Origin of the sequence: Mycobacterium dioxanotrophicus, assembly GCF_002157835.1 — a bacterium.
Lineage (GTDB): Bacteria > Actinomycetota > Actinomycetes > Mycobacteriales > Mycobacteriaceae > Mycobacterium > Mycobacterium dioxanotrophicus.
The window spans coordinates 6,421,740-6,444,061 of sequence record NZ_CP020809.1 but is presented as its reverse complement, the minus strand read 5'-3'; the positions used below and the strand labels follow the sequence as shown (position 1 = coordinate 6,444,061).

17 protein-coding genes are annotated in these 22,322 nt (G+C 63.8%); 12 read left to right on the top strand and 5 right to left on the bottom strand.

Annotated features, from left to right (window positions below; all coding sequences use genetic code 11):
* The first annotated feature begins 96 nt into the window (after positions 1–96).
* Entirely contained in the window at positions 97–1,854 is a 1,758-nt protein-coding gene (locus BTO20_RS31430; RefSeq protein WP_087079757.1) for an FAD-dependent oxidoreductase, read from the top strand.
* Here the strand turns inward: BTO20_RS31430 and BTO20_RS31425 are convergent, their stop codons facing one another.
* Positions 1,855–2,430, bottom strand: a complete 576-nt coding sequence (locus tag BTO20_RS31425) for an acyltransferase (protein WP_087079756.1) — start codon at positions 2,428–2,430, stop codon at positions 1,855–1,857.
* Between the two features lie 182 nt (positions 2,431–2,612).
* Here BTO20_RS31425 and BTO20_RS31420 point away from each other — a divergent pair, with 182 nt between their 5' ends.
* Complete coding sequence (locus BTO20_RS31420; RefSeq protein ID WP_157680371.1) at positions 2,613–3,659, top strand: GNAT family N-acetyltransferase; 1,047 nt, start codon at positions 2,613–2,615, stop codon at positions 3,657–3,659.
* An 18-nt stretch (positions 3,660–3,677) separates the two neighbouring features.
* Here the strand turns inward: BTO20_RS31420 and BTO20_RS31415 are convergent, their stop codons facing one another.
* Positions 3,678–5,984: a GNAT family N-acetyltransferase gene (locus tag BTO20_RS31415; RefSeq protein ID WP_087079754.1), complete on the bottom strand. Its 2,307-nt coding sequence runs from the start codon at positions 5,982–5,984 to the stop codon at positions 3,678–3,680.
* A 105-nt stretch (positions 5,985–6,089) separates the two neighbouring features.
* On the opposite strand from BTO20_RS31415, the gene BTO20_RS31410 reads away from it, so the two are divergent.
* Positions 6,090–6,887, top strand: coding sequence for a hypothetical protein (locus BTO20_RS31410; protein ID WP_087079753.1), 798 nt, complete (start codon positions 6,090–6,092; stop codon positions 6,885–6,887).
* Here BTO20_RS31410 and BTO20_RS31405 read toward each other — a convergent pair.
* The gene (locus BTO20_RS31405) at positions 6,848–8,098 is read right to left on the bottom strand and encodes an FAD-dependent monooxygenase (RefSeq protein WP_087079752.1); all 1,251 of its coding nucleotides are present in this window, start codon (positions 8,096–8,098) and stop codon (positions 6,848–6,850) included. The genes BTO20_RS31410 and BTO20_RS31405 overlap by 40 nt on opposite strands.
* Before the next feature lie 913 nt (positions 8,099–9,011).
* On the opposite strand from BTO20_RS31405, the gene BTO20_RS31400 reads away from it, so the two are divergent.
* The 8 genes from BTO20_RS31400 to BTO20_RS31370 all read left to right on the top strand — a co-directional run bounded on the left by BTO20_RS31400 (position 9,012) and on the right by BTO20_RS31370 (position 19,047).
* Positions 9,012–9,785: a glycosyltransferase family 2 protein gene (locus BTO20_RS31400; protein WP_087079751.1), complete on the top strand. Its 774-nt coding sequence runs from the start codon at positions 9,012–9,014 to the stop codon at positions 9,783–9,785.
* Between the two features lie 755 nt (positions 9,786–10,540).
* The gene (locus BTO20_RS31395; protein ID WP_087079750.1) at positions 10,541–11,326 is read left to right on the top strand and encodes a glycosyltransferase family 2 protein; all 786 of its coding nucleotides are present in this window, start codon (positions 10,541–10,543) and stop codon (positions 11,324–11,326) included.
* A 411-nt stretch (positions 11,327–11,737) separates the two neighbouring features.
* Positions 11,738–13,303, top strand: a complete 1,566-nt coding sequence (locus BTO20_RS31390; protein WP_198344129.1) for a glycosyltransferase — start codon at positions 11,738–11,740, stop codon at positions 13,301–13,303.
* Positions 13,288–14,049 (top strand): hypothetical protein, encoded by a 762-nt coding sequence (locus BTO20_RS31385; protein ID WP_087079748.1) that lies wholly within the window; start codon positions 13,288–13,290, stop codon positions 14,047–14,049. Before BTO20_RS31390 ends, BTO20_RS31385 begins: the two co-directional genes overlap by 16 nt.
* Before the next feature lie 7 nt (positions 14,050–14,056).
* Positions 14,057–15,367 (top strand): lipopolysaccharide biosynthesis protein, encoded by a 1,311-nt coding sequence (locus tag BTO20_RS31380; RefSeq protein ID WP_087079747.1) that lies wholly within the window; start codon positions 14,057–14,059, stop codon positions 15,365–15,367.
* Positions 15,368–15,435: 68 nt separating this feature from the next.
* Positions 15,436–16,737 (top strand): polysaccharide pyruvyl transferase family protein, encoded by a 1,302-nt coding sequence (locus BTO20_RS31375; RefSeq protein ID WP_157680370.1) that lies wholly within the window; start codon positions 15,436–15,438, stop codon positions 16,735–16,737.
* Positions 16,734–17,036 carry a glycosyltransferase family protein gene (locus BTO20_RS39570; RefSeq protein ID WP_157680369.1) on the top strand — a complete coding sequence of 101 codons (303 nt, stop codon included), beginning with the start codon at positions 16,734–16,736 and terminating at the stop codon, positions 17,034–17,036. The genes BTO20_RS31375 and BTO20_RS39570 overlap by 4 nt, the downstream gene beginning before the upstream one ends.
* Positions 16,972–19,047 carry a glycosyltransferase gene (locus BTO20_RS31370; RefSeq protein ID WP_087079745.1) on the top strand — a complete coding sequence of 692 codons (2,076 nt, stop codon included), beginning with the start codon at positions 16,972–16,974 and terminating at the stop codon, positions 19,045–19,047. Before BTO20_RS39570 ends, BTO20_RS31370 begins: the two co-directional genes overlap by 65 nt.
* Before the next feature lie 52 nt (positions 19,048–19,099).
* Here BTO20_RS31370 and BTO20_RS31365 read toward each other — a convergent pair whose 3' ends face one another.
* Both BTO20_RS31365 and BTO20_RS31360 read right to left on the bottom strand, forming a co-directional pair.
* Positions 19,100–19,885, bottom strand: coding sequence for a polysaccharide deacetylase family protein (locus tag BTO20_RS31365; protein ID WP_232490908.1), 786 nt, complete (start codon positions 19,883–19,885; stop codon positions 19,100–19,102).
* A 161-nt stretch (positions 19,886–20,046) separates the two neighbouring features.
* Positions 20,047–20,874, bottom strand: coding sequence for a glycoside hydrolase family 16 protein (locus tag BTO20_RS31360; protein WP_232490907.1), 828 nt, complete (start codon positions 20,872–20,874; stop codon positions 20,047–20,049).
* 379 nt (positions 20,875–21,253) lie between these two features.
* Here BTO20_RS31360 and BTO20_RS31355 point away from each other — a divergent pair, with 379 nt between their 5' ends.
* Positions 21,254–22,318 (top strand): carbohydrate-binding domain-containing protein, encoded by a 1,065-nt coding sequence (locus BTO20_RS31355; RefSeq protein ID WP_198344128.1) that lies wholly within the window; start codon positions 21,254–21,256, stop codon positions 22,316–22,318.
* Positions 22,319–22,322: the final 4 nt, after the last annotated feature.

The following is a 22,322-nucleotide window of genomic DNA, read 5'->3' as shown; positions in this document are numbered from 1 at the left end:
ACCGCGGGGATACGGTTCTGGACCTGACGACAGGGAGGTTTCGATGAATGTCCGAAGTTCGCTGGGACAGGCAGGCTTTCGTGAGGTCACGGCCGGATGATCCGTCGCCGGGAGGACTTCGCCACTGGTTCCGTGATCGAGACCGATGTGGTCGTCGTCGGAGGAGGCCCCATCGGCATCGTCACCGCGCTCGAACTGGCGAAAGCCGGTGTCCGGGTGGCACTCATCGAAAGCGGTCTCGAGCATCAGGATCCGGTGACGCAGGATCTGGCGGTACCGGCTTCGCCCCAGAACGATTACTTCCACTTGCGCAGTGAGGTCTCCGTCCGTCGACAACTCGGCGGCACCACCGCACTCTGGGGCGGGCGCTGCGTCAAATTCGATCCCGTCGATTTCGAGGACCGGCGTATCACCGCTCACGCGCCGTGGCCGATCAACTACGACGACGTCGAACCGTACTGGCAGCGGGCATGTGACTGGGCCGTGTGTGGTCGAGCGGCCTTCAACGCGCGTGAAATTCCGGAGATCGCGCACCGCGACATGGTTACCGGCCTTCCGGACGACGCTGTGCGGACCAGCGACCTGGAACGGTGGTCCCTGCCCACGCGGTTCGGACGGACGTACGCGTCGGCGCTGCGGGACGTCTCGGGTCCCGAGGTCTGGACCGGATTGACCTGCGTCGAGATCGTGACAACCGATGAAGGCGACCGGGTCGACCACCTTGTGGTCAAGACGCTCGACGGCCGGGTGGGGACGGTGGTCGCAACGGAATACGTGATCGCCGCAGGCGGTTTGGAGGCTACTCGGCTGTTGCTCGTGTCGGATCGCCGTCACCCTGGCGGCCTGGGCAACGCGGGCGGTCACCTCGGGCACTGGTACATGTCGCATGTCGTTTGTCGGGTGGCGGTAGCCCAATTCGCCGACGACAGTGTCATTCACGCGCATGAGCGCGACAGTGAGGGTGTATATGTCCGCCGACGCTTCACCTTCAGTCCGCAGCTGCAACGGAGATTGGGTATGCCCAATGCAGCTGTCTGGCTGGTCAATCCACCGATAAGCAATCCGGAGCATCGAAGTGGGGCGCTCTCAGGTGTGTACCTCGCCCTGATCTCTCCGATAGGCAGGTTCCTGCTGGCGCAGGCGATACGCGAACAACACATCGAGACTGGCCTGGCTCCGCAGATCGGTGCCCATCTATGCAATGTGCTGCGAGACCTGCTGCCGTCCATGGGATTCGCTGTCACGTTTTGTTATGCACGCTTCCTCCGGAGAGGGCGAAAGGCCCCCGGCTTCGTTGTTCGCAGCCCGGACAACCGCTATCTGCTGCAATATCACGGCGAGCATCTGCCTCATTGGGCAAGCCGGGTGGAGTTGTCCAGCGAACGGGACGCGCTCGGGATGCGCCGAATCTGCACCCACATGTGCTTCACCGAGGCCGATTACGAGGGTGTGCGCCGGGCGTTAGGGCAAGTGGACGCGCACTTGCGCGAGCATGCTGTCGGACATGTGGAGTGGCTCAGCGACGACGTGGAGGAGTTGATACACCGTGATCTGAAACTGGTCGGTGGCCTCCATCAGGTCGGCACGACACGCATGTCTGAGACCCCCGATGGCGGTGTCGTGGACCGGAATCTCGAGGTTCACGGGGTCAAGGGGCTCTACGTTGCAAGCACGTCCGTATTCCCGACTTCTGGCCAGGCGAATCCGACGTTGTTGGGTATAGCGCTGGGACTCCGGCTGGCCGATCGACTTGTGGCGGCGCGAAACGGGCAGTTTTCCGTAGACCGGACCGTCACCCCTATTCACCGTCGGGGTGGCCCGCCTCATTCTGCCGGCGCGTCGGCGGTGTCGTGATCAACGGATCTTCACGAGTCCGTCGGCAGCTTCCTCGTAGGCGTGCCCGCACTCGCAGATGAGCTTGTCGCCGAGGCGTTTCCCACATTCGCAGGCCCACCCGATCAAACGGCCCGGGTTACCGACCACAAACCCATGAGCTGGCACGTCTCGGGTGATCACTGCTCCTGCCCCGACGAATGCACATGGTCCGATGGTCAATCCGCAGACCACGACCACGCCCGCGCCCAGTGACGCACCGGCGCGGACCACTGTCGGAAGCAGTTCGTCGGTGCTGCGCTTGATAGCGGTGCGCGGACGCAGATCATTGGTGAAAACGACAGCGGGCCCGACGAACACGTCGTCTTCGATGGTCACCCCGTCGAAGAGCAGTACGCTGTTCTTGATCGTGACCCGGTCACCAATGGTGACCCCACCCTCGACATAGGCGTGATCGCAGATGTTGCAGTCGCGCCCGACAATCGCGCCGGCCATGATATGGGCGAAGGCCCACACGCGGGTTCCTGCGCCGACGCGGTCGCTCTCACACAATCCGTGTGAGTGGACGTAGACGCGATCGGATGCATCCGAGTGCATGTAAGGATCATCGGTGTTCTGTCGATCAGCCGAGGCGCTTTTGCCCGGGAAGTGGGGCATCGATATCGACGATCACGGGGCAGCGCACACGTTCGATCGTGAAACACCGAAAACAGTGCTGGTGGTGTGATGCGATAACGGGTACGAGGCGAATCACCCCCCTTCCGAAAGAGGATCGACGATTGCGACGGCCCGGCCCGGCGGTCATCTCGGTGGATCCGCGCACCGACCCGCGATGGCGCGTACTCGCCGCGGGGCCGAAGGGCAGTCTTTTCACCTCGCCGCCCTGGATGAGAGCGGTGTGCGACACCTATGGCTTCACCCCCCAGGCTCGAATAACCGCGGATGCCGACGGTCATCCGACCGGGGGCTTCGCATGGGTGCCGGTCAGCGATATGTGCGGGGACCGGTTGGTCAGCCTGCCGTTCTCGGATCGGGCAGAACCTCTGATCACCGATGCAGCCCAGTGGCCGTATCTGGCGCTCGATGCTGTCGGTACCGACGTCCCGCTCAAGATTCGATGCCTCGACGCCTCGTCGCCGACGTGCGACCCCCGATTCGTCCGGATAGACGAGTCCGCGTGGCACTGCACTCCGTTGGATGCTCCACTGTCCGAGATCCGGTCATCGTTCCGGCCGGCCACACGGCGCAACATCGCCACGGCCGAACGCAGGGGCGTGCACGTCGACGCATCTACCGGGATGGCCGCTGTCCGTACGTATCACCGGCTGCACGTGTCGCTGCGTAAACACAAATACCGGTTGTTGGCCCAGCCGGTGGACTTCTTCGAACGCATCTGGCAAGAATTCTCCGCTCACGACGGGATCGTCACATTCCTCGCTTACGTCGACGGCGAACCGGTTGCCGGCGCGGTCTATCTCGTGTGGAACGACGTCCTCTACTACAAATTCGGTGCGTCGTTACCGGCGACGCTGCCGTTGCGGCCGAACGATGCCGTCACGTGGTCGGCGCTGCAGTGGGCAGCTGAGCGGGGATTCCGGGTGGTGGACTGGGGACTGAGCGCTCTGGATCAACAGGGACTCGTCGCGTACAAACGAAAGTGGGCGAGCGCAGAGCGCCGAATCGTGACCGTTTGTACCCAGCACATCGAGGGCAGTGGAACGCCCAACCGTGTTCTCGGTGAGTTGACCGATCTGTTGACCGAGGATTCGGTGCCCGATCACGTCACCGAACGGGCCGGCGCCCTGCTCTACCGCTACTTTGCTTGACGCCGCAGCAGAGGCTCGTCAGCGGCCCGTTCGCAACCGACGTTGTGCGCTCTGCAAGATGCGGTGGCCCACCGGCGATTCGCGGGTCAGATCGTAGATGAACCGAAATGTCGGAGACGACACGTATTCGACCGGTGTAGGAAACCTGAACGCTGTCGCTCCGAAGGACATTTTGTACGCGTCGCCGCCGGAGTGCGTCGCCGAATTCGGGTGTTGCACGGTGGGGGAGATCGCAGCTTCGCTCACGCCTCCGAAGTCAAACCAGTTGTAGCCCTGTGCTTTCGCCCATCTGATGGCTTCCCATCGGACGGCGGTGGGTACGCCGAATTTCGTCGCAGGCGATGCACGGTCCATGCCGGTCAGTCGGCCGGTGAGGACACCTCCGCAACCGGTGAGCAGATCGGCGACCACGGGGGTGCCCGCGATCTCGCCGATGAACAGCTGTGCTTGTCCGGCGGGCGCCAGCAGGCGGTAGAGGTTGTCCATGTACTGCAACGAGATCGGGGTGAAGCCGTGATGCCGGGCAGTGGCTGCGTGCAACCGTGCCAAGCTGGGCACGTCATCGTGCGTGCCGTGGCGAACACGCACCCCACGTTCGGGCCATTTCTTGGCGCGGCGCCGGGCTTCGGCCGGCAGTCCCGACCACAGCTCCGACTCGCCGCGAGAAAGGTCCAACCGGACCGTTACCCGAGGGGCGATATCGGCGTGGGTGGGTTTGAAGCCGTGTCGCTGCAGTTCGAGGCTGATGTCCTCCCCGCAGGCAGGTGGCTGGATGAACAGCATGCCCGTCTCGTTGTCGGCCAGGTCACGCACGGCAGACGACAGAACGGCGGTGACGGTCGCCCGGTCCGCCGTCCCGGCGATGACAGGGCCGTAAGGGAGGTAGCCCACCTTGCCGACGAACGGCAATTTTCGGGTGAAAGCCTGCGCTCCGCCAACCAACTCGTCGCCGTCGCACGCGAAGACGTATAGCGGTTCGAATCCAGCCAGTCGGCGCACCTCGGCCCACGCCGACAACTGTGCGACGTCGCAGCCTGGCTCCGTGGATACCAATGTGTCCCACCGCTTCAATTGGGCTTTGGTGGGGCTGCGGCTCACGGTCACCGACAACCTCGCCTCGCCGCGAGGATGCTCCAGACACCAGGCCGGACGACCTGCGGATCCGATCAGGCCGTCCACCACGTCCCGGTAACGTCGACGCTGGACCGGCCAGCGGTACGGGCGTGCGGCGTTTCTGGCGCGCGTCGCATACGCTGCGGCCTGATCCCGATCTGCATACAGATGCTGGATGGCTCGAGCGAGGCTGTCCGCGTCGCCGGAGTTGAAAGGCGCGAAGCAGCCGGCCGGGAAGTTCTCCGAGACCGACCGCGTCTCTGAGACCGCCATCGGTATGCCCATCGCGATGTAATCGAACATCTTGCCCGCCAGCGTGAGATCGCGGAAGCTGTCGCGTTTCATCGCCACCACACCGACATCGGAATTCGCAAGCATCGCCACCAGTTGGTCGATCGGGATGAAACCTGCGCTGAAGACGACGTGGTCAGCCACCCCGAGCTGGGAAGCCAGCGCCGCCAACGACTCCCGAGCAGATCCGTCGCCGATGAGATGCAGTTCCAGTTCGGGAATCGTTGTTATCAGCTGGGCGACCGCGTGGATCGCGGTATCCAGTCCGTACTGCGGTTCCATCGTGCCGTGACTGACGAGCACGAACGTGCCGCTATCGTGCCGGTGGTGCTGAGCGGGGTCGAAGATCTCCTCGTCGGAGCCGTCCATCACCACGGTGATCTTGTCTGTCGCAGCGCCTCTGGCGCCGAAGGTCTGTCGCATCTGCTCGGTCACGGTGATCACCGCGTCTGCGAACCGGATACTCGCCTGTTCCAACGCAACAACCAGTCGTACCGCAAGGTGGCGGTCATCGAGCCCAGACTTGGTTTCGAAGAACTCCGGCATCGGTTCCTGCAGGTCCAACAGAACTCGTGCGCCTGCCAACCGCGGAATCAGAGCCGAGAAGACCAGCGCGTCCGGCAACGAGTTGACTTGCACCAGGTCGAGGCGGCGGTGAAGGTGCAGTGCGGTTACTCCCACACTGGCCGCAAGGAAGAACAGGATGTACTCGAAGAGTCGCCGTGCCGTTGTCGCTCCCGCGGTATGTCGCATCGGGATCCGGGTGATGGTCAAGCCATTACGGCGCTCCCGCATGGGCTCGCCCGGTTCGCGCAGGCACAGGACGTGCACTTGGTGTCCCCGGTCGAGGAGGGCGGATATCTCACGTTGGAGCCGGGTGTCGCGAAAGTAGTGACATCGGATAACACACACCCGCGCCATGTCGTCTCCTTGGCGTCGACTGATGTCGTTTCTCACCCTATCCCCTTGACGTGCTGGTCAGAGTAGAGTTCAGCCCGATCGTCTCGACGTCGGCGAGGACCACAAATGGCACGATTGATCAATCGATGGTCGATCCTGGTGTGGGCGGTTGCGCTCGTGGCCACTGTCGTGCTCGTCACCGTATTGGCGACAGACGGTTTGGCGCCAGGAACGGCGACACCGACACCGGAACCAAAGGCAAGCTACGGCGGTGGCGGCACCTTACCCGTCGGCTCGGTCTTGCCGTCCGGCCAGCAGTGTGCGAAATACGCGGACGACGTGGGCCTCGATCGTGAGACGGTCCCGGAGAACCGGGCAGCGAACATGTCGGTTCCGCAGGACCTGCGGATGCCTGCCTGGCCGGATTTCTGGGACGCCTCGGCGAACCGGCTGTTCGTTCCACGTATCGACGGTCAGTTCACCGGCACAACCGATCAGATCATCGTGTGGGGTGCCTGCAAATGGGGCATCGAGACCGACCTGGTCCGTGCGATGGCCATGGCCGAATCCTCGTGGCGTCAGGACAAGGTCTCCGACTTCGTCATGGACCCGGCATTGTGTGTCGACGGCTCCAGCCTGCCGTGCCCGACGAGCTTTGGTCTGTTGCAGCTCAAGCACACCACCCGGCCGGGTTCTTGGCCTAATTCGCTGCAGCACACAGCTTTCAACGTCGATTACTCGTTGGCGGTGCTGCGCGGGTGCTTCGAAGGTTGGGTCACATATCTGCGCAACGGCTACACGTCCGGCGATATGTGGGACTGCGTGGGCTGGCATTATTCGGGGGCTTGGAAGGACGACCTGGCATTGAAGTACATAGACACGGTTCAACATTGGTTGAACGTGCGGCCGTGGATGGATTGGTAATCGGGTTTGGTTGCCGCGTATCTGCCGTACAAGGTGCGCAGTACCGGGCCGACTCGATGGCGTAGTGCGCGCATGAACCCGACGGAGTTCACCACCCGGTCGATGCGCCAGTAGACCTGTGGCGGGATCTTGGCCATGAGTGGGTCCCGTCGGGCGCGCAGCAGTGCGCACAGTGCAGGCGCGGGCAGGTCGGCATATCTGTCGAAGTTCTCGAACCACTCTCGGCTGAACCGGGCCTCGGTCGCGGGGCCGATCAGCGCTGTGCGCCGGGTCTTTTCGTAGGTGGCGAAGGCCTCTGCGACGGTGCGTTGGGTCTGCAGCTGCTCAGCCAGGCAGATCGCGTCCTGCAGCGCCAGGCGCATACCCGAGCCGATGGAGAAATGCGTGGTGTGCGCGGCATCGCCCATGAGCACGACCTTGCCCGAGAACCAGCGATCGTTGGTCACAGTGGGAAAGTTCTGCCACGGCAGCGACGGTTCGGTCCATCCATCACCGGACAAGAGAGGTCGCCCGTCGAGTTGGCCGGCGAACAACTGCTCGAGGACGGCCAGCGCGTCGTCGGCCCCCTTCGCGTCCAGACCGAGACCGCGCCACGTCTCTTCCCCGCACTCGACGATGAACGTGCTGGTGGCGAGGTCGAACGCGTATGCGTAGCACCAGATCCAGCCGGCGGGAGTGGACACGAACGCAAATGTGAACCTGTCGAACACCTTGGTGGTGCCGAGCCAGACGAACCTGGTCTTGCCGAGAGTCACGGCAGTGCCGAACCGTCGGGCATCGCGATCACGCAGCGCGCTGCGGACGCCGTCGCATGCCACCACCACATCGGCATCGGCAAGCTCGTGGGTGTCGAGGATCTCGGTTCCGAACCGAACGTCCACACCGAGCGCGATGGCGCGCTCGGTCAGGACGTCGAGTACGACGGAGCGAGCGATGCCGTAGCAATCGCCGTCGAACAGCACGCGTTCGCCGGCCCGGTCGACTACCAGGCCGTCCCATTTCACCGCAGAATCGGCGATGAGCGAGCCGGCGACGTTGTCGGTCGACCGCAGATCGGTCAGCAGATCGTCCCATACCGTGACACCCCAGCCCCCGGCGTGACCGGGCGGTCGACGGTCGAGCACAACAACCTCGTGGCCGGGCCGCGCCCGCTTCATCAGCAGCGCGAAATAGAGGCCGGCCGGACCGCCGCCCACGCAGACGATTCGCATGCTGCTCCTTTCCCACGACGGATCTTGCCGTGAAAAAATGCGGTCACAAGGCAATTCGCCGGATTCTCGCCGGCTGTTCGCGTCAAGGCCTTTCACCTCGTGTCGGCCGAGGGATGTGCCTGCGAGTCGACTCGACGAGTAAAGCCGTTGCGCCAACCGTGAACTCAGCACCGCCCGGACCGTGACTGGGGCGCGAAGACGCTGTGCACAGTGGCAGCCCCGAATCGGTCGGTCGGCGAGCCGTCACCGCCATCGCGCTGAGCGCGAGTCGGTGCCATCGCAGGATGCTCATCACGCGCAGTTTGCTCACCGCTGACCGGAGCGTGCTGAAGGGATCGACCCAACGAGCCAATGACATTTGCCAAATCTGCATCAGCGCGTCGATTTGTCGGGCGCCCTCAATCCGGAGCCTTCGTCGACAGGCGTCGTGCGAATGTGGAAATAACGTATGGCGTGCAGTTTTCCCTACGGCCTAACGGTGGCTTGAGGTGGATACCCGTGCCCGCTGGTATCGGTTGCAAAATCAGAAAAAGTTGCTAACTTTGACGTTCTGCGGGTGGTCAAAGTCGGGCGCTCACAGGTTGCGATTGCTGTCTGTTGTTGAGAGTGAAGAGAGGTTTGCGCCAGCGCGCCGCACGATTGCTCCGGCGCGAATATGCGAGCCCCGTGGTGGAAGCAGCTGGAAGTAGCCAACGATCATTCCGCGCGAGCTCGGTCGCCTTCGGGGGAGGGCCTTTCTTGGCCTGTTCGATAGTTCAGATGATCTGGGTGGGGTGCTATCGCCTGTATAGACGGAGTTGAAATTGGGATCCCACCCCACGGGCACTCACGGCTTGCCAACGGTTCTTACGCGTGACGTTCCGCAGGCATTCGGTGGTCATCCGGGCATTCGCCAGATGAAGGCCGTTTCCTCATGACCGCCTCCATGCGGCCGTCGGTCTCGGTGGTCATTCCCGCCCTGAACGAGGAACGTAACCTGCCGCTCATCGCCGAAGGTATGCCTCCCGAGATTGACGAGATCATCTTTGTCACAGGGGATTCACGGGACAACACGACTGCGGAGGGACGCCGGCTGTGGCCGGACGGCACCCATCTGCGGCAGAGCCGACGCGGTAAGGGAAATGCGCTGGCTTGCGGATTCGCCGCGGCCTCGGGCGATGTCATCGTCACCCTCGATGCTGACGGAAGTGCCGATCCGGCCGAGATTCCCCGCCTTGTCGAGGCTCTTGTCGCCGGTGCGGATTTCGCCAAGGGGTCCAGATTCGCCCGTGGCAGTCGGTGTGCCGACAGCACATGGTTCCGTGCGGTCGGGAACAAATTCCTGAACGGTCTGGTGAACATCCTCTTCCGCGCCGAGTACACCGACGTGTGCTATGGCTTCAGTGCATTCCGGCGTCACTGCCTCGACGTCATCGACCTGCCGGACGTTGCGGTGAGCGCGCCGCAATGGGGAGACGGCTTCGAGATCGAAACATTGATCAGCGTCCGCCTCGCTGCCGCCGGGGCCAAGATTGTCGAGGTCGCCAGTTCCCCGTGCAGTCGCATCCCGGAGTGCGGCAATGCGAACGCGATTTCGGATGGTCTTCGGCTGCTGTCCACGGTTCAGCGGGAATGCCGCCGGGCGCGGAGCGCACCGCGGTTTTCGGCGGCTGGGCTGCCGGGGGCGCGTCACGCTCGGCCGGGCTGAGGAGTCCGCCGTCTTTCATCGTTTGCCTATCTATCGCCAGCGACTCCGTGGCAACGCCAGGGGTGGTGGATCGTCGCGGCCATCGAAGCCTGCTCTCATAATTAACTTGCGGACAGAATTAACTAAAAATGCATGTTCTGTATGAAGTGCGACGAACTGTCGCACGATCGGATGACTGTAACGGAGGGCTCTGACTGCGTGGATGTCGTTATGTGTGCCGCTGGGCGGGACGTCGAACCCAAGCCGCTCTATCATTTGCCAGAATTGCAATTCTAAGGAAAGATACTGCCCACGCGACCGAGCGAACCCCGCTCTCGCCGAGTTGTAGCTAACTACCAGTGCATAGCCGGAACGCGGGCGGAAGTAGCGCCGCGCCAATTGAGGAGGGACTGTGGTTGACTGCGACGCCGCGTCTGAGCCCGTGGCGTGCCCGGTTTTTGCACGGCAGCACTTTGACGGCTTGGTGCCCAGTGCGCGCTTGCCGCGTCGACGGTGCGACGCGCGTCGGTGCAGACTCCAAAACTCAACGCCTGCAGGAAGTCTTGGCGCGCTGAGTGCTAGTCCTTGGGTCGGGCACGATGCCGCCGTGTCATGCCGACCCACTTCGGCGCCGCTCGCGCGGTCGGCGAAATGTCGCGTCCCGTGCTGACGCGACCCGCGTCGACGCGTGTCGACCGAGGTCTGCGCACCGCTGTCCGAGCCGCCCTGTCACTCCGCATTCACCATTCATCCGTGACGACGAAAGAACGCAATAGATGCAAAATGTCGTGAGCATAAGAGACGCCGTGGCGCGGCCGACTGTTTCGGTGATTATTCCCGCGCTGAATGAGGAACGAAACCTCCCGTATGTCGCTGAACGTATGCCGGCGGGCATCGATGAAATCGTGGTCGTCAATGGCGATTCTCGGGACGACACGGCGAGGGTCGCGCGGCTTCTCTGGCCGGACGGGGTCCATGTTCGGCAGACCCGACGGGGTAAGGGCAACGCCCTGGCATGCGGATTCGAGGTGGCCACGGGCGACATCATCGTGATGATCGACGCCGACGGGAGCACAGATCCGGCCGAAATCCCGCTGTTCGTAGAAACTTTGGTCGCCGGCGCGGACTTCGCCAAGGGCTCGCGTTTCACCGAGGGCGGCGGCAGCGCCGACATCACCAGGATCAGGCGGCTGGGCAATCGTTTCCTGAATCATCTGGTGAACGTCCTCTTCGACATGGACTACACCGACCTCTGCTACGGGTACAACGCGTTCTGGCGACGTTGCCTGGACGTCATCCGCATGCCCGACGTGGCGGCCGACGGGCCGCAGTGGGGCGACGGGTTCGAGGTCGAGACCCTGATCAACGTCCGGTTGGCCGCGCAAGGCGCCAAGATCGTCGAGGTCGCCAGCTATGAGTCCAGTCGTATTCACGGCGTGAGCAATCTCAATGCGGTCAGCGACGGATTGCGGGTGCTGGCAACCATCCAGCGGGAATTCAGCGAGCACGGTCGGCGCGCCACAGCACGATCGGCCGAAGTCCAAGTGATCTCGTCGCAATGAGAAGGACCAGAAATGTCTGCGCCGTCGACGGCGGAATCGTCGCGGAGTGATCCCCGATTGTGGGCCGCCATTCGAGGCCCTCGGTGGTGATCGCCGTCTTGGAGTGGGAAAGTAATGGCAGCCGTTCTTGATCGGGCACGGCCGCCGGCCGAGGAAATGCCCACAGCTTCCCGGCCGGACCGTGAAACGCGGGATCCGCGGGTGCCCAGCGTGATACCGGATGCTGCGCTGGTCGTTGCGGGCGGGGTCTTGCTCGTCGCTTTGGCCTATGCACGTTCACGCGGAGGGCTGAGCCACGCAGCGCCATTGATGTGGGCTGGGCAGCTTCTCATATTCGTTTACGTGGTGGCCCGCATCTTGCATGGGTCCACATCCGCCCGTGATCGTGCGTTCCTGGCGATTCTGTTCGCGGTGGCGCAAGCGGTTGTTCGGTGGGCATACAGCCCGCACGCCTTCACCTTTTCAGATGAGCTTCAGCATCTACGTTCGCTGGAGAACGTTCTTGCCAGCCACCATCTTTTTGAACCGAGTTACGCCCTCCCGATCAGCCCCCAGTATCCAGGCCTGGAGAACGTCACAGCCGAGTTGGCGCAGGTGTCGTCGGCCAGTCCGTTCCTGGCCGGGGTGCTGGTTGCCAGCATCAGCCATGTCTTGACGGCGACGGCGCTGTTGCTGTTGTTCCGCGAGGTGACCGGGTCGTCGCGGGTGGCGTGCCTTTCGGTCGTGCTGTACATGCTCAATCCGCATGCCGCGTACTTCGACACGTCGTTTCTCTACGAGACGTTGGCGCTGCCCTTCCTGGTGCTGGCCGTCGTCCTCGCGATCCGTTTTGCCACCCGGCAGTCTGGCCGTGTGCTCAGTTTCGCCGGCGTGGTGGTGTGCTGCGCCGTCGTGACCATCACGCATCACGTGTCGATCCTGGCGACGGCTGCTGTGCTCGCCGGCATTGCCGCGGCCACAGCGGTTTTCCGCGCCAGTCGGTCGTTGGCCCCCTGGCTGGCAGGGTGTGCAGTGGCAGCCGTGGCGGTGTTCTGGCTGTGGATCCACTTCTTCGCCCCGGCCACCTTGGATTACCTCAGCAGCCCAGGCGACCAGATCTTGTCGGCCCTCGCAAAACTGTGGGAATTCGACGGGCAGATGTCGCTTCCTCGTCCGCCGACACCGTTGTTCGACCGTGCGATGTCCCCGTTGGGAGTTCTGGTGACACTGGGCCTTTTGGCGGTGAGCGTGCGGCTGGCGCGTCGCCGGCAACCGCTGGAGCGCAGCTTCATCGCGGCTGCGGCGGGTTCCTACAGTCTCGTGCTCGCGACCCGGCTGCTCGTGGAGAACGGTCCCGAATTGTCGGCTCGGATGCTCACGTTCACGACGATGTTCACGGCGGTCGCGATGGCGATTGCGCTCGAGTACCTCGTGATCATCAGACCAGGCGGGCACAGACGCGCGGTTCGAACAGCGAGCCGAATGGTCCTGGCGATCGCATTGACCATCGTCCTATTTCTGGCTTCCGTCGTTGCGAGCCTGCCGGAGTGGTTCCAGCGACTGCCGGGCAAATTCTGGATCGACGGCTTCGCCAGTGGTATCGATGCCGTCGGCACCAGCCGGGCCGAATGGGCGGATGCCTACCTCTCGCCCGGTGCGCGGTTCTTCGGGGACACCGCGTCGCTCACCCTCTTGTCGACGCTGGCCGAACTTGACCCGATCCGTGACCCGGAATCTCTGTACTACACCGACTACTTCACGCCCGAGAATCTCGCGCTGGTCCGCAGCGAGTCGGCGGTGTATCTCGACGTCGACCTGCGTATGACAGAGCAGTCGCCGATCACCGGGAACTACTTTGCCGCGGACATCAACAAGGGCCCCGACAGAAAGCCGATCGAAAAGGAGCTTCTGTTGAAGTTCGACAGGATTCGCGGGATCTCCCGGATCTACGACTCGGGCTACGACCGCTTCTACGATCTGCGATGGGTCCAGCCGTGATCACCCGACGGAAATTGTCCTGGATCGACGGGGTCGCGGTGGCCGCAGTCGCTTGCTACCTCGCCGCGGTCCTGCCCATCTTTCCCAATATCGTCGGGCACCTTGCGGGAACGGTGCTCTGCTTCGTGCTTGCGGGTGCCGCGCTGGCAGGTGCGGTGATGCCCCGACAGGTGAGCACCACAGCGTGGTTCACGGCGGTGATGGCCTGCGCGATCGGTGCCGGCGTTATCGGTGGCGTGTTGCTCGATTACCTGCCATCGGGTCTGGTGTCGTTCAACTGGTTGTCCTTCGCCCTTGTGACGACACTTGTGTCGGCGGCAGTGGCGCGGCTGCGCGGTCCCCGAGCTCCGATGCCGCGGGTACGTGTTCCGATCCCCTCGCTCACCGTGGGGATGAAAGTGCTCACGGCGCTGCTGTTGCTCACTGCGGCGATCGTCATCTCGCTCAGCAGCAAGAATCAAGACCGTCCATTCACCGAACTCTGGCTCGTCCCTGACAATCCCACGCAACTCCCTGCTGGTGCCAGCCGCGCGATTGTCGGCATCAAGAGCCACGAATCGGAGGTCGAGAACTTCACGATCGTCTTGGACACGGGCAAGAGGGTGATGACCGGACAGGTGACGCTGCGACCCGACGAGGAGTGGACCCAGACGATCCCGGTCGAGGGCGCGAAAGCGGAGGCGTCGGTGTACCGGGGTGACCCCACCGGCGAACCGTATCGGACGGTGTGGATTGACAAGCAATAACAACGCCGTGAGTTCCGATACCGAGCGTCGCAAGCCGCCTAAGTCCGGGTCAGCCCTGGTGCTCACCATCGCAGCCGCACTGTGCAGCACCACGGTGGTGACCGCAACGCTGGGATTCGCGTTCTGGGCTTTGGCCGCTCATATCGCCAGTGCCGAAACGGTTGGACGGTCGGCGGCAATGATCTCGGCCATGCAGTTCATCGCCACATTCGCCACGCTGGGGCTGCACACTCTGCTGATCGCTGAACTCCCGCGTCGCGATGGTCCGGATGTTCGGCGCCTGGTGGTTACCTGTGTGGGAGCGGCCGGTGCCGTAGGACTGCTGGGCGCGACCGGATATGCCCTCGTACAGAACGGTTTCGGGCACAGCGAGTGGATGTACTCATCTCCGGTTGGCGTGGTGCTCTTCGGTGTCGGCACCGCGGTCAGCACCGTGACGATCGTGCTCGACGGAGCCATGGTCGGAGTTCAGCAAAGCGGGCGACAGGTATCGCGGAACCTGGTCTTCTCGGTGGTGAAATTGGCGGCGCTTCCCCTCGCGGCGTTCGCCGTCGGGATGTCGCCACAGATCATCTTCGCCGTGTGGTTGTTGGGCAATCTCGTCTCGTTGGCAATTCTCGCGATGCGCACCGAGGCCGTGGATCAGTGGCTGACCACTGCGCCGACCGTCCGAGGATTCTCGCCGCTCTGGCGGGCCGCGGCGGGCCATCACTGGGTCAATGTCGCCACCCAGGCACCGCGATTGGCGCTGCCGGTGCTGGTCGCCGTCCAACTCAGCAGTGAAGTCAACGCTGCGTTCTACGCGGCATTGCTTCTGGCGACCTTCATCTGGATCGTGCCCAACCATCTGGCCACCGCGATGTTCGCGCTGCACAGTGGCAACCCGGAGCACTTCGAGACCGGCCTCAACACCGCCATCCGGCTATCGGCAGTTGTCTCGATCCTGGCCGCCGTCGGGGCCCCGTTCCTCGCCCAGCCGATGCTCGCGATCTTCGGGCGGCAGTACGAAGAAGCGCGGTACTGCTTGATCGCGATGGCGGTTTGCACATTTGCCAGTGCCATCAAGTCGATCTATATCGCGGTGCGGCGGGCCCAAGGCGCCCTTGGCCGGGCGGCGCGGGCGGCGATTCTCGGTGCCGGTTTGGAACTGGGGGCGGCCGAGGTCGGGCTGCAACTGGGCGGCATCACCGGAATCGGCATCGCGTTGGGTGTCGCGACCGTGGTCGAGGCGATGTTCTTCTGGCCCGCCATTCGGGCGGCGCGACGGCAGTTCGCGGCGCAGTCGGCGGTACCTGTTTGCGGTGGCGAGAACGCATGAGACGTCCGGTGACTGGGCGAAGAGCTCTGCGTGCGGAGAGCCCCACGAGTTCGCGAGGAGACGGCGCGTTGCGCATATTGGTGGATCACAGCGGCTACGCGCTGCTGAACATAGGTGACATCGCCATGTTGCAGGCGTGCGTCCATCGGCTCAGAAACCTGTGGCCCGATGCGATCATCCACGTTTTCACCGAGTCGCCGGATCAGCTGCACCGGTACTGCCCGGAGGTCAGTGCCGTCGCTCCCACAATTGTCGGCAGGCGACGGGCTTCGGTGCTTCCGAAGTCGGGGCAGTTGGCGGCCGAGCAGATGTGGAAGACAGCGATGCCACTGCTGGCCCGCTCGAATGGGGCGGCGGTTTCCGGGGGTGCGGTGCCACTGCGGGTGCTCGACGCGGTGCGGCGCGCAGACCTGGTCGTCTCGAGCGGTGGCGGGTTCATCAGCGATGTGTTCTGGTGGCATGGGGCCGGGGTGCTCAGCGTGCTCGCGATGGCGCAGCGGCTCGGCAAGCCGACCGCGATGTTCGGCCAAGGTCTCGGACCGGTGACGCATCCGGTGTTGAGTCATGCCGTCAGGCTGACCATGCCGAAGCTGACCACCATCGGTCTGCGCGAACAGGCGCGGTCCACATCGATCCTGCGTGCGCATGGCGTGGACCTCGAGCGGGCAGACGTCACCGGGGACGATGCCCTGGTGTTGGCGACGCCGGCGACACGTCCCCGCGCGGGAATGGCGATCGGCATGAACGTGCGGGTGGCGTCCTACAGTTCGGTCGACACCACCCTCGCGAGTCAGATCGTCGGCGTCGCAAGGGCAGCGGCGCGCAGCCGCGGGGTCGCCACGGTCGCATTACCCGTGTCCCGCTACGCAGCGCAATCGGACTTGAGATCGGTCCAGTCATCAGGCGACGGCGAGCGCAACGGTACCGATGACGAGTTTGCGGACATCCGTTCGCCCGAGGAATTGAAGGCCTCCATCGCCCGTTGCCGGGTGGTCGTGACCGGCAGCTACCACGCCGCGGTGTTTGCCCTGGCGGCCGGGATACCCGCGGTGGGCATCACCAGCTCGAGTTACTACGACGGGAAGTTCGAGGGCTTGGCGGCCCTGTTCCCGGGCGGATGCCAACCGGTGCGTATGGGACCGGGATTCGAGCAGGCACTCACTGACGCGATCGACCGAGCCTGGAACACCGACGACGTCATGCGCGACCGCATTCATGCGGCTGCGCGGACCCAGGTCGCCAGGGGTGATGACCTCTATGCCAGATTCAAATCATTGGCTGCAGAACGTGTTACGGGCACCAACCGCCCACAGTCGGTAGTTCCCACGCGCGCCGCTCACGCGGTGCCGACAGCAGAGGACCTTTCATGACCCTCACCTCTCCACCGTCACCATCGGACACGGAGCCCGCCGAGGACACGTATCGCCAAGGCGGCCCTTCGGTCTCGGTGATCATCGCGGCCTACACCGAACAACGTTGGCCCGACACGGTCGAGGCAGTTACCTCGGCGTTGAACCAGTCGCAGAGCGCACTGGAGGTGATCCTGGTCATCGACCACAACCCGGGCCTGGCCGCCCGCGCGCACCGAGCTGCGCGGGGTCACCGTGCTGGAAAACACTGGGCCACAAGGTGCTTCGGGTGCCCGCAATACCGGTGTGATGGCCAGTAGAGGCGAGATCGCGGTATTCCTCGATGATGATGCGGTGGCGACACCGGATTGGCTGCGGTCCCTGTGCCGGCACTTCGACGACGAGGATGTCGTCGGGGTCGGGGGAGGTCTCACTCCAGCCTGGCCGGACGAGCGGCCGCGCTGGTTTCCGCGTGAGTTCTATTGGGTGGTGGGTGCTTCGTACACCGGCATGCCCGAGGACGCGGCACCCATGCGGAACGTGTGGACGGGCAACATGGCGATTCGGCGCACGGTGTTCGACGCTGTCGACGGCTTCCGCCCCGGATTCGGCAAGACCGGCCGGGTCTCCCGCCCGGAAGACACCGATCTGTGTCTGCGGGTACGACGAGCCGTGCCGTCCGGACACTGGATGTACGAACCGGCGGCCCTTGTGGCACATAAGGTTCCCGCCGAACGGAGCACGCCGTCCTTCTTCCTCACCCGGTGCTGGAACGAGGGCCGCGGCAAGGCCGCGCTGTCCCGGCTCGTCGGGATCGACGACAGCACCGCCGCCGAGCGGCGTTACGCGTCTCGGGTGCTGCCGCGGGGATGCCTGCGTGAGCTCTACCTGGCGCTGCGTCACCTGGATGTGACGCATCTGCAGCGATGCGCGGCGATCGTGGCAGGGCTGCTGGTGACAGCAGCTGGAATGGTCACCGAGATGGTGATCGGCACCCGGACTGCGACTCCGCAGACGAATGCACGGCCGGCCGGAGACCCGGCCGAGCCCTTCCGCCCGATTCGCGTTGCCGAATGGGAGGTCAGCGGACCGCTTCCGGACCTTTTCACCGATGAGACGCCTGGTCCGATCAGTCTGCTCGTGCGGTTGGGGACGGAGCCGCTGGGCATCGTCGATCTTGATGCCGCCGATGCGGTGCTCGGTGAACGCGCGTTGGTGGACGCGGTCTGGCAGTCGTTGGGCCGCGACATCAACGCCCGGCAGGCCGACAGTGGTTTGCCCGCCACCGACACGCTGTCCGGGAAGGGCGTCGCATGCGACCCGGCCGAACTGGCCTTCACCCTCGAGCGTCGACAACTGCTCGCCGACGCGCCGCAGGTTTCGGTTGTCATCTGCACCCGTGACCGTGCCAGCGGTCTTGCGGAATGTGTTGGGCGCGTGGCCGATCAGGAATACCCGAACTTCGAGATCGTCGTAGTGGACAACGCACCGGCTGACCCGAATGCCGTGCCCGCCGCCCTGGCGGCACTGGACGTGTCGGTACCGGTGCGGTATCTCCGAGAGCCCCGAGCGGGGCTCTCATGGGCCCGCAACACCGGATGGCGTGCGGCACAGGCTGACATCATCGCGTTCATCGACGACGACGAGGTGCCCGACCGGCACTGGCTCGCCGAATTGGTGCGCGGGTTCGCGGCTCGACCGGCAGTCGGATGTGTCTCGGGTGCAGTGCTTCCCGCCGAATTGAGGACCGAACCTCAACACTGGTTCGAACAATTCGGTGGGCACAGCAAGGGGCGTGGATTCACGCGCGAAGTGTTCGACCCCGGATATCCGCAGAGCCCGCTCTACCCGCTTCCGCCGTTCGGTGCGGGCGCCAACATGGCATTCCGCCGTGAGGTACTGGCCGATATCGGCGGCTTTCACGTTGCCCTCGGTGCCGGTACCCCGGCCAAGGGCTCGGAGGACACCTACGCCTTCACGCGGTTGCTGCTTGCCCGACACACCATGGTGTATCAGCCGACCTCGATCACCTGGCACTACCACCGGGAAACCCTCTCTGAGCTTCAGAGCCAGCTGCATGGGTACGGAACCGGTCTCGTCGGGTACTACGCCGCCCTCATCGTGCACCGTCCGATGCTGCTGCTTTCGCTGATTCGATTGGTTCCGAACGCGATTCGTACCCTGCGCGGTAACGACACCGTGCGCACCGCGACGATGACGACATTTCCTCCGCACCTGTTACGGGCGGAACTGCAAGGCATGCGCGCAGGCGTCCCGGCCTACATCCGCAGTGTCCGGCAGCAGCGACGGAAAGCTTCGCACGCCGGGTAGGGCCGGGCGTAGTGGCGGATCTTGTCCGGTACCAGAGATTTCGGTTGAGCGGCTAGCTGCGGTGTGTGCTGTCCCGCATGGCGCGCAGCGCCGACCGGCTCCGGCGCACCACGGCGTAACCCGCCGTGAGTGCGCGAGTGGGTGCGTAGTTCACGCCGATTCGTTGCTGATTGACCGTCTCGGCGAATCTGTTGATCGGCGTGGACAGGCGAACGGTGAGCCGCGGAACCCGGAAGGGGTCACTGCCCGGTGAGGCGATTCCGTTGGCCACACCAGCGCCGTTGCGGTAACCGAGTTCGAGCGACATCTCGCGGACCCGCCGGCTGGAATACCCGTACGGATAAGCCAGTGTCGCGACGGTGTGACCGAGACGGTCTTCCAAAAGGCTCTTGGGATCGGCGAGTTCGGCCCGCAGCTGCTTCACGGGTATCTGGTCCAATTGCGGATGGCTGTGGCTGTGCGCGCCGATCTCGACGCCGGCCTGCTCCAGGACTGCCAGCTGACGCCACGTCAACATGCGGTCCGGCGGCGTGCCGGCGGCCCGCTGACCGGCATCGTCCAACCATCCGGTCGTGATGAACACAGTCGCGGGGAACCCATGGCTTGTCAGCACCGGCAAGGCTTCCTCGACCAGGTCGGCGTACCCGTCATCGAACGTCAGGACGACAGGGCGCTGCGGAAGCGGCTCTCCGGATCGTCGAAGCCGACACAGCTCACCGAACGTCAGACCGGTGAACCCGTTGTTGGCGAGGTACGCCACCTGCTCGGCAAACGCTTTGGGGCGAACGGACAGTCCGCGGATGGACGCGGCTGCAGTGTCGCTGACGGAGTGGTACATGAGTATGGGAATGGTATTTCCAGCCGAATCATCATCAGGTCGCTTCATTACGCGAGCCTCTTGCGGCGTGGACGGACAACTCGGTAGCCGGACATCGGGAAGGAGTATATCGCGCGAACGTGCCGGACCAGCAAAGTGATTCGAGGTGACTGATCGGTACTTCAGCGGGTGTACCGGAACCAGTCGATCAGCATGGTCGCCGGGAAGTGGGTCGACTGGTCGGGTGGTCCCGGCCAGTCCCCGCCCACAGCCACGTTCAGCACGGCATACATCGGCTTGTTGAACACCCAGGTCGCTCCCTCGGGCAGCGATGAGGGAGTGAAGTCTGCCAACGCGGTTCCGTCGACTCCGATGGTGATGCTGTCAGGCTGTCGCGTCACCCAGTAGACGTGAAAATCCTTGCTGAGGTCGGTGATCAGCCCGGTCTTACTCAGGCCGTTGGTCGAGTAGTCCGATTTTCCTTGCGGCCCATGCAATGTCACGTTGTAGGTGGTGCCCGTGTTCACGAGTTCCATGACGTCGATCTCGCCGCACTGTGGCCAGCCGACCGTGTCGATGTCTGAACCGAGCAGCCAGAACGCCGGCCAGATTCCCTGGCCGGACGGGAACTTGATTCGTGCGGAGACAGTTCCGTACAGGATCGGGATCTTGCCTTGGGTGATCAGGCGCCCTGAGGTGTAACCGGTGGGGGTCTTCAACGCTTGGACGATCAAGTGTCCGTTGCCGTCGTGGCGAATGTTGGCGGTGGCATCGGTGTAGGTCTGGAGCTCATGGTTGTCTGGGCTCAGATTGCCGAGGTCGTAGCTCCAGAACTTGGTGTTGGGCCGAGACCCGGCCGGGCCGTCGAATCCGTCGAACACGTCGGATGGTGAGGGTGGTGGCGGCGATGCCGGTCGAGGTGTGGCATCGCCGCCCGAGGCGTTGGTGCACGCGGCCAACATCAACACCGCTACCGCCTGTGCGATTGCCAGTCTCGGTCGAGTGTGCACGAACAAACAATAGGGGCTGAGGCGACTGAAGGTCGCCCGGCGCCGGAGAGCCGAATTGTTGCTGACGTAGTCGGACTTCGGGCGCCGAGACATTGCGCGGGCAGGCGGTGTTCTCGAACTGCGGCCAAGCTGTTACCGAAGTGAATGGTGTGCTGTTAGCGATCGCAGGGATACTTGTTCCGCTGGCGCGGGAATCGCCGGACTGCATGTGCCTGGGTGTCTTTGCTGTCGTCGATGGAGCGTACTTGTGAGATATCCGCGCCTAGTTCTCGTGAGTCTGGTGGTTGCCGCAGTTGCAGCACCTGTTGCCCCGGCGGGGGCTGCGGTCACGTCACTCGAAGCCGAATCCATGGTCGTGACTCCGGCAGGGGCCGGCAGTGTGTACGCCGACAAGACCGCTTCCGGCGGTGCGGCACTCGGACTGTGGACAACGGCCCAGGCGACAACCAACATTTCGCTGTCAGCCCCGGCGACCGCCTTGTCGATACGGGCGAAGGGACAGCTGTGTAAGGGCGCGCCAACGATGACGGTGGCCATCGACGGAAAGGCAACGTCTCCAACTGCTGTCTCGACAACTTCATGGGCGGACTACAGCATGACTGTGGCCCTTCAGGCCGGCACGCACACGCTGAGTGTGGCTTTCACCAACCCGTATCGCAAAGGAAACTGTTCCCGGGCGCTCGGGCTCGACCGAGTGACCGTGCAGACAGGCGGTACATCCGGTGCAGGCGCGGTGCTCGACGACTTCGTCGGCGCCGCCGGAACCCAACCCAGCAGCCAATATTGGGATTACGACACCGGGCAGTGGAACAGCAACGGCCAACTTCAGAACTACACCAACTCCACTCAGAACATCCGCCTCGACGGCAACGGAAACTTGATCATTCAAGCGTTGAAGACGTCGACGGGATACACCTCGGGTCGTCTGGTCACGCGGGGCAAGGTGAACATGGTGTACGGCACGATGTCGGCCCGCATCAAAATGCCGTCGGGGAAAGGCATCTCGCCGGCGTTCTGGCTGCTCGGGTCGAACGTAGACACCGTCGGCTGGCCCCAGTGCGGCGAAATCGATCTCATGGAGCTGCCCAAACTCGCAACCTATTACTACACAACCTTGCACGGGCCGTGGGTGCAGCGTCCGGCCGGCGCTTCCGCCGACTACATGATCGGCACCCAGGGTCCGATCGCCGACCTCAGCACGGACTTCCACACCTACTGGGTTCGGCGATCGGCAGGCCAGGTGGTCATCGGTATCGACAACACCACCTTGGGTACCTACACGAAGGCGATGCTGACCAGTAACCAGCAGTGGGTGTTTGACGATCAGCCGATGTACGCGATCTTGAACATCTCTGTCGGCGACAATTCCTCCGGACAACCGGATGCGACCACTCCTTGGCCGGCGACGATGCTGGTGGACTGGTTCAGGTTCGATCCCGCATGACGTG

Excerpts from the sequence above, each read along its gene's own strand:
- BTO20_RS31430 (WP_087079757.1), top strand. The coding sequence starts at position 97 with ATGATCCGTCGCCGGGAGGACTTCGCCACTGGTTCCGTGATCGAGACC.
- BTO20_RS31425 (WP_087079756.1), bottom strand. The coding sequence starts at position 2,430 with ATGCACTCGGATGCATCCGATCGCGTCTACGTCCACTCACACGGATTG.
- BTO20_RS31415 (WP_087079754.1), bottom strand. The coding sequence starts at position 5,984 with ATGGCGCGGGTGTGTGTTATCCGATGTCACTACTTTCGCGACACCCGG.
- BTO20_RS31410 (WP_087079753.1), top strand. The coding sequence starts at position 6,090 with ATGGCACGATTGATCAATCGATGGTCGATCCTGGTGTGGGCGGTTGCG.
- BTO20_RS31405 (WP_087079752.1), bottom strand. The coding sequence starts at position 8,098 with ATGCGAATCGTCTGCGTGGGCGGCGGTCCGGCCGGCCTCTATTTCGCG.
- BTO20_RS31400 (WP_087079751.1), top strand. The coding sequence starts at position 9,012 with ATGACCGCCTCCATGCGGCCGTCGGTCTCGGTGGTCATTCCCGCCCTG.
- BTO20_RS31395 (WP_087079750.1), top strand. The coding sequence starts at position 10,541 with ATGCAAAATGTCGTGAGCATAAGAGACGCCGTGGCGCGGCCGACTGTT.
- BTO20_RS31385 (WP_087079748.1), top strand. The coding sequence starts at position 13,288 with ATGGGTCCAGCCGTGATCACCCGACGGAAATTGTCCTGGATCGACGGG.
- BTO20_RS39570 (WP_157680369.1), top strand. The coding sequence starts at position 16,734 with ATGACCCTCACCTCTCCACCGTCACCATCGGACACGGAGCCCGCCGAG.
- BTO20_RS31365 (WP_232490908.1), bottom strand. The coding sequence starts at position 19,885 with ATGTACCACTCCGTCAGCGACACTGCAGCCGCGTCCATCCGCGGACTG.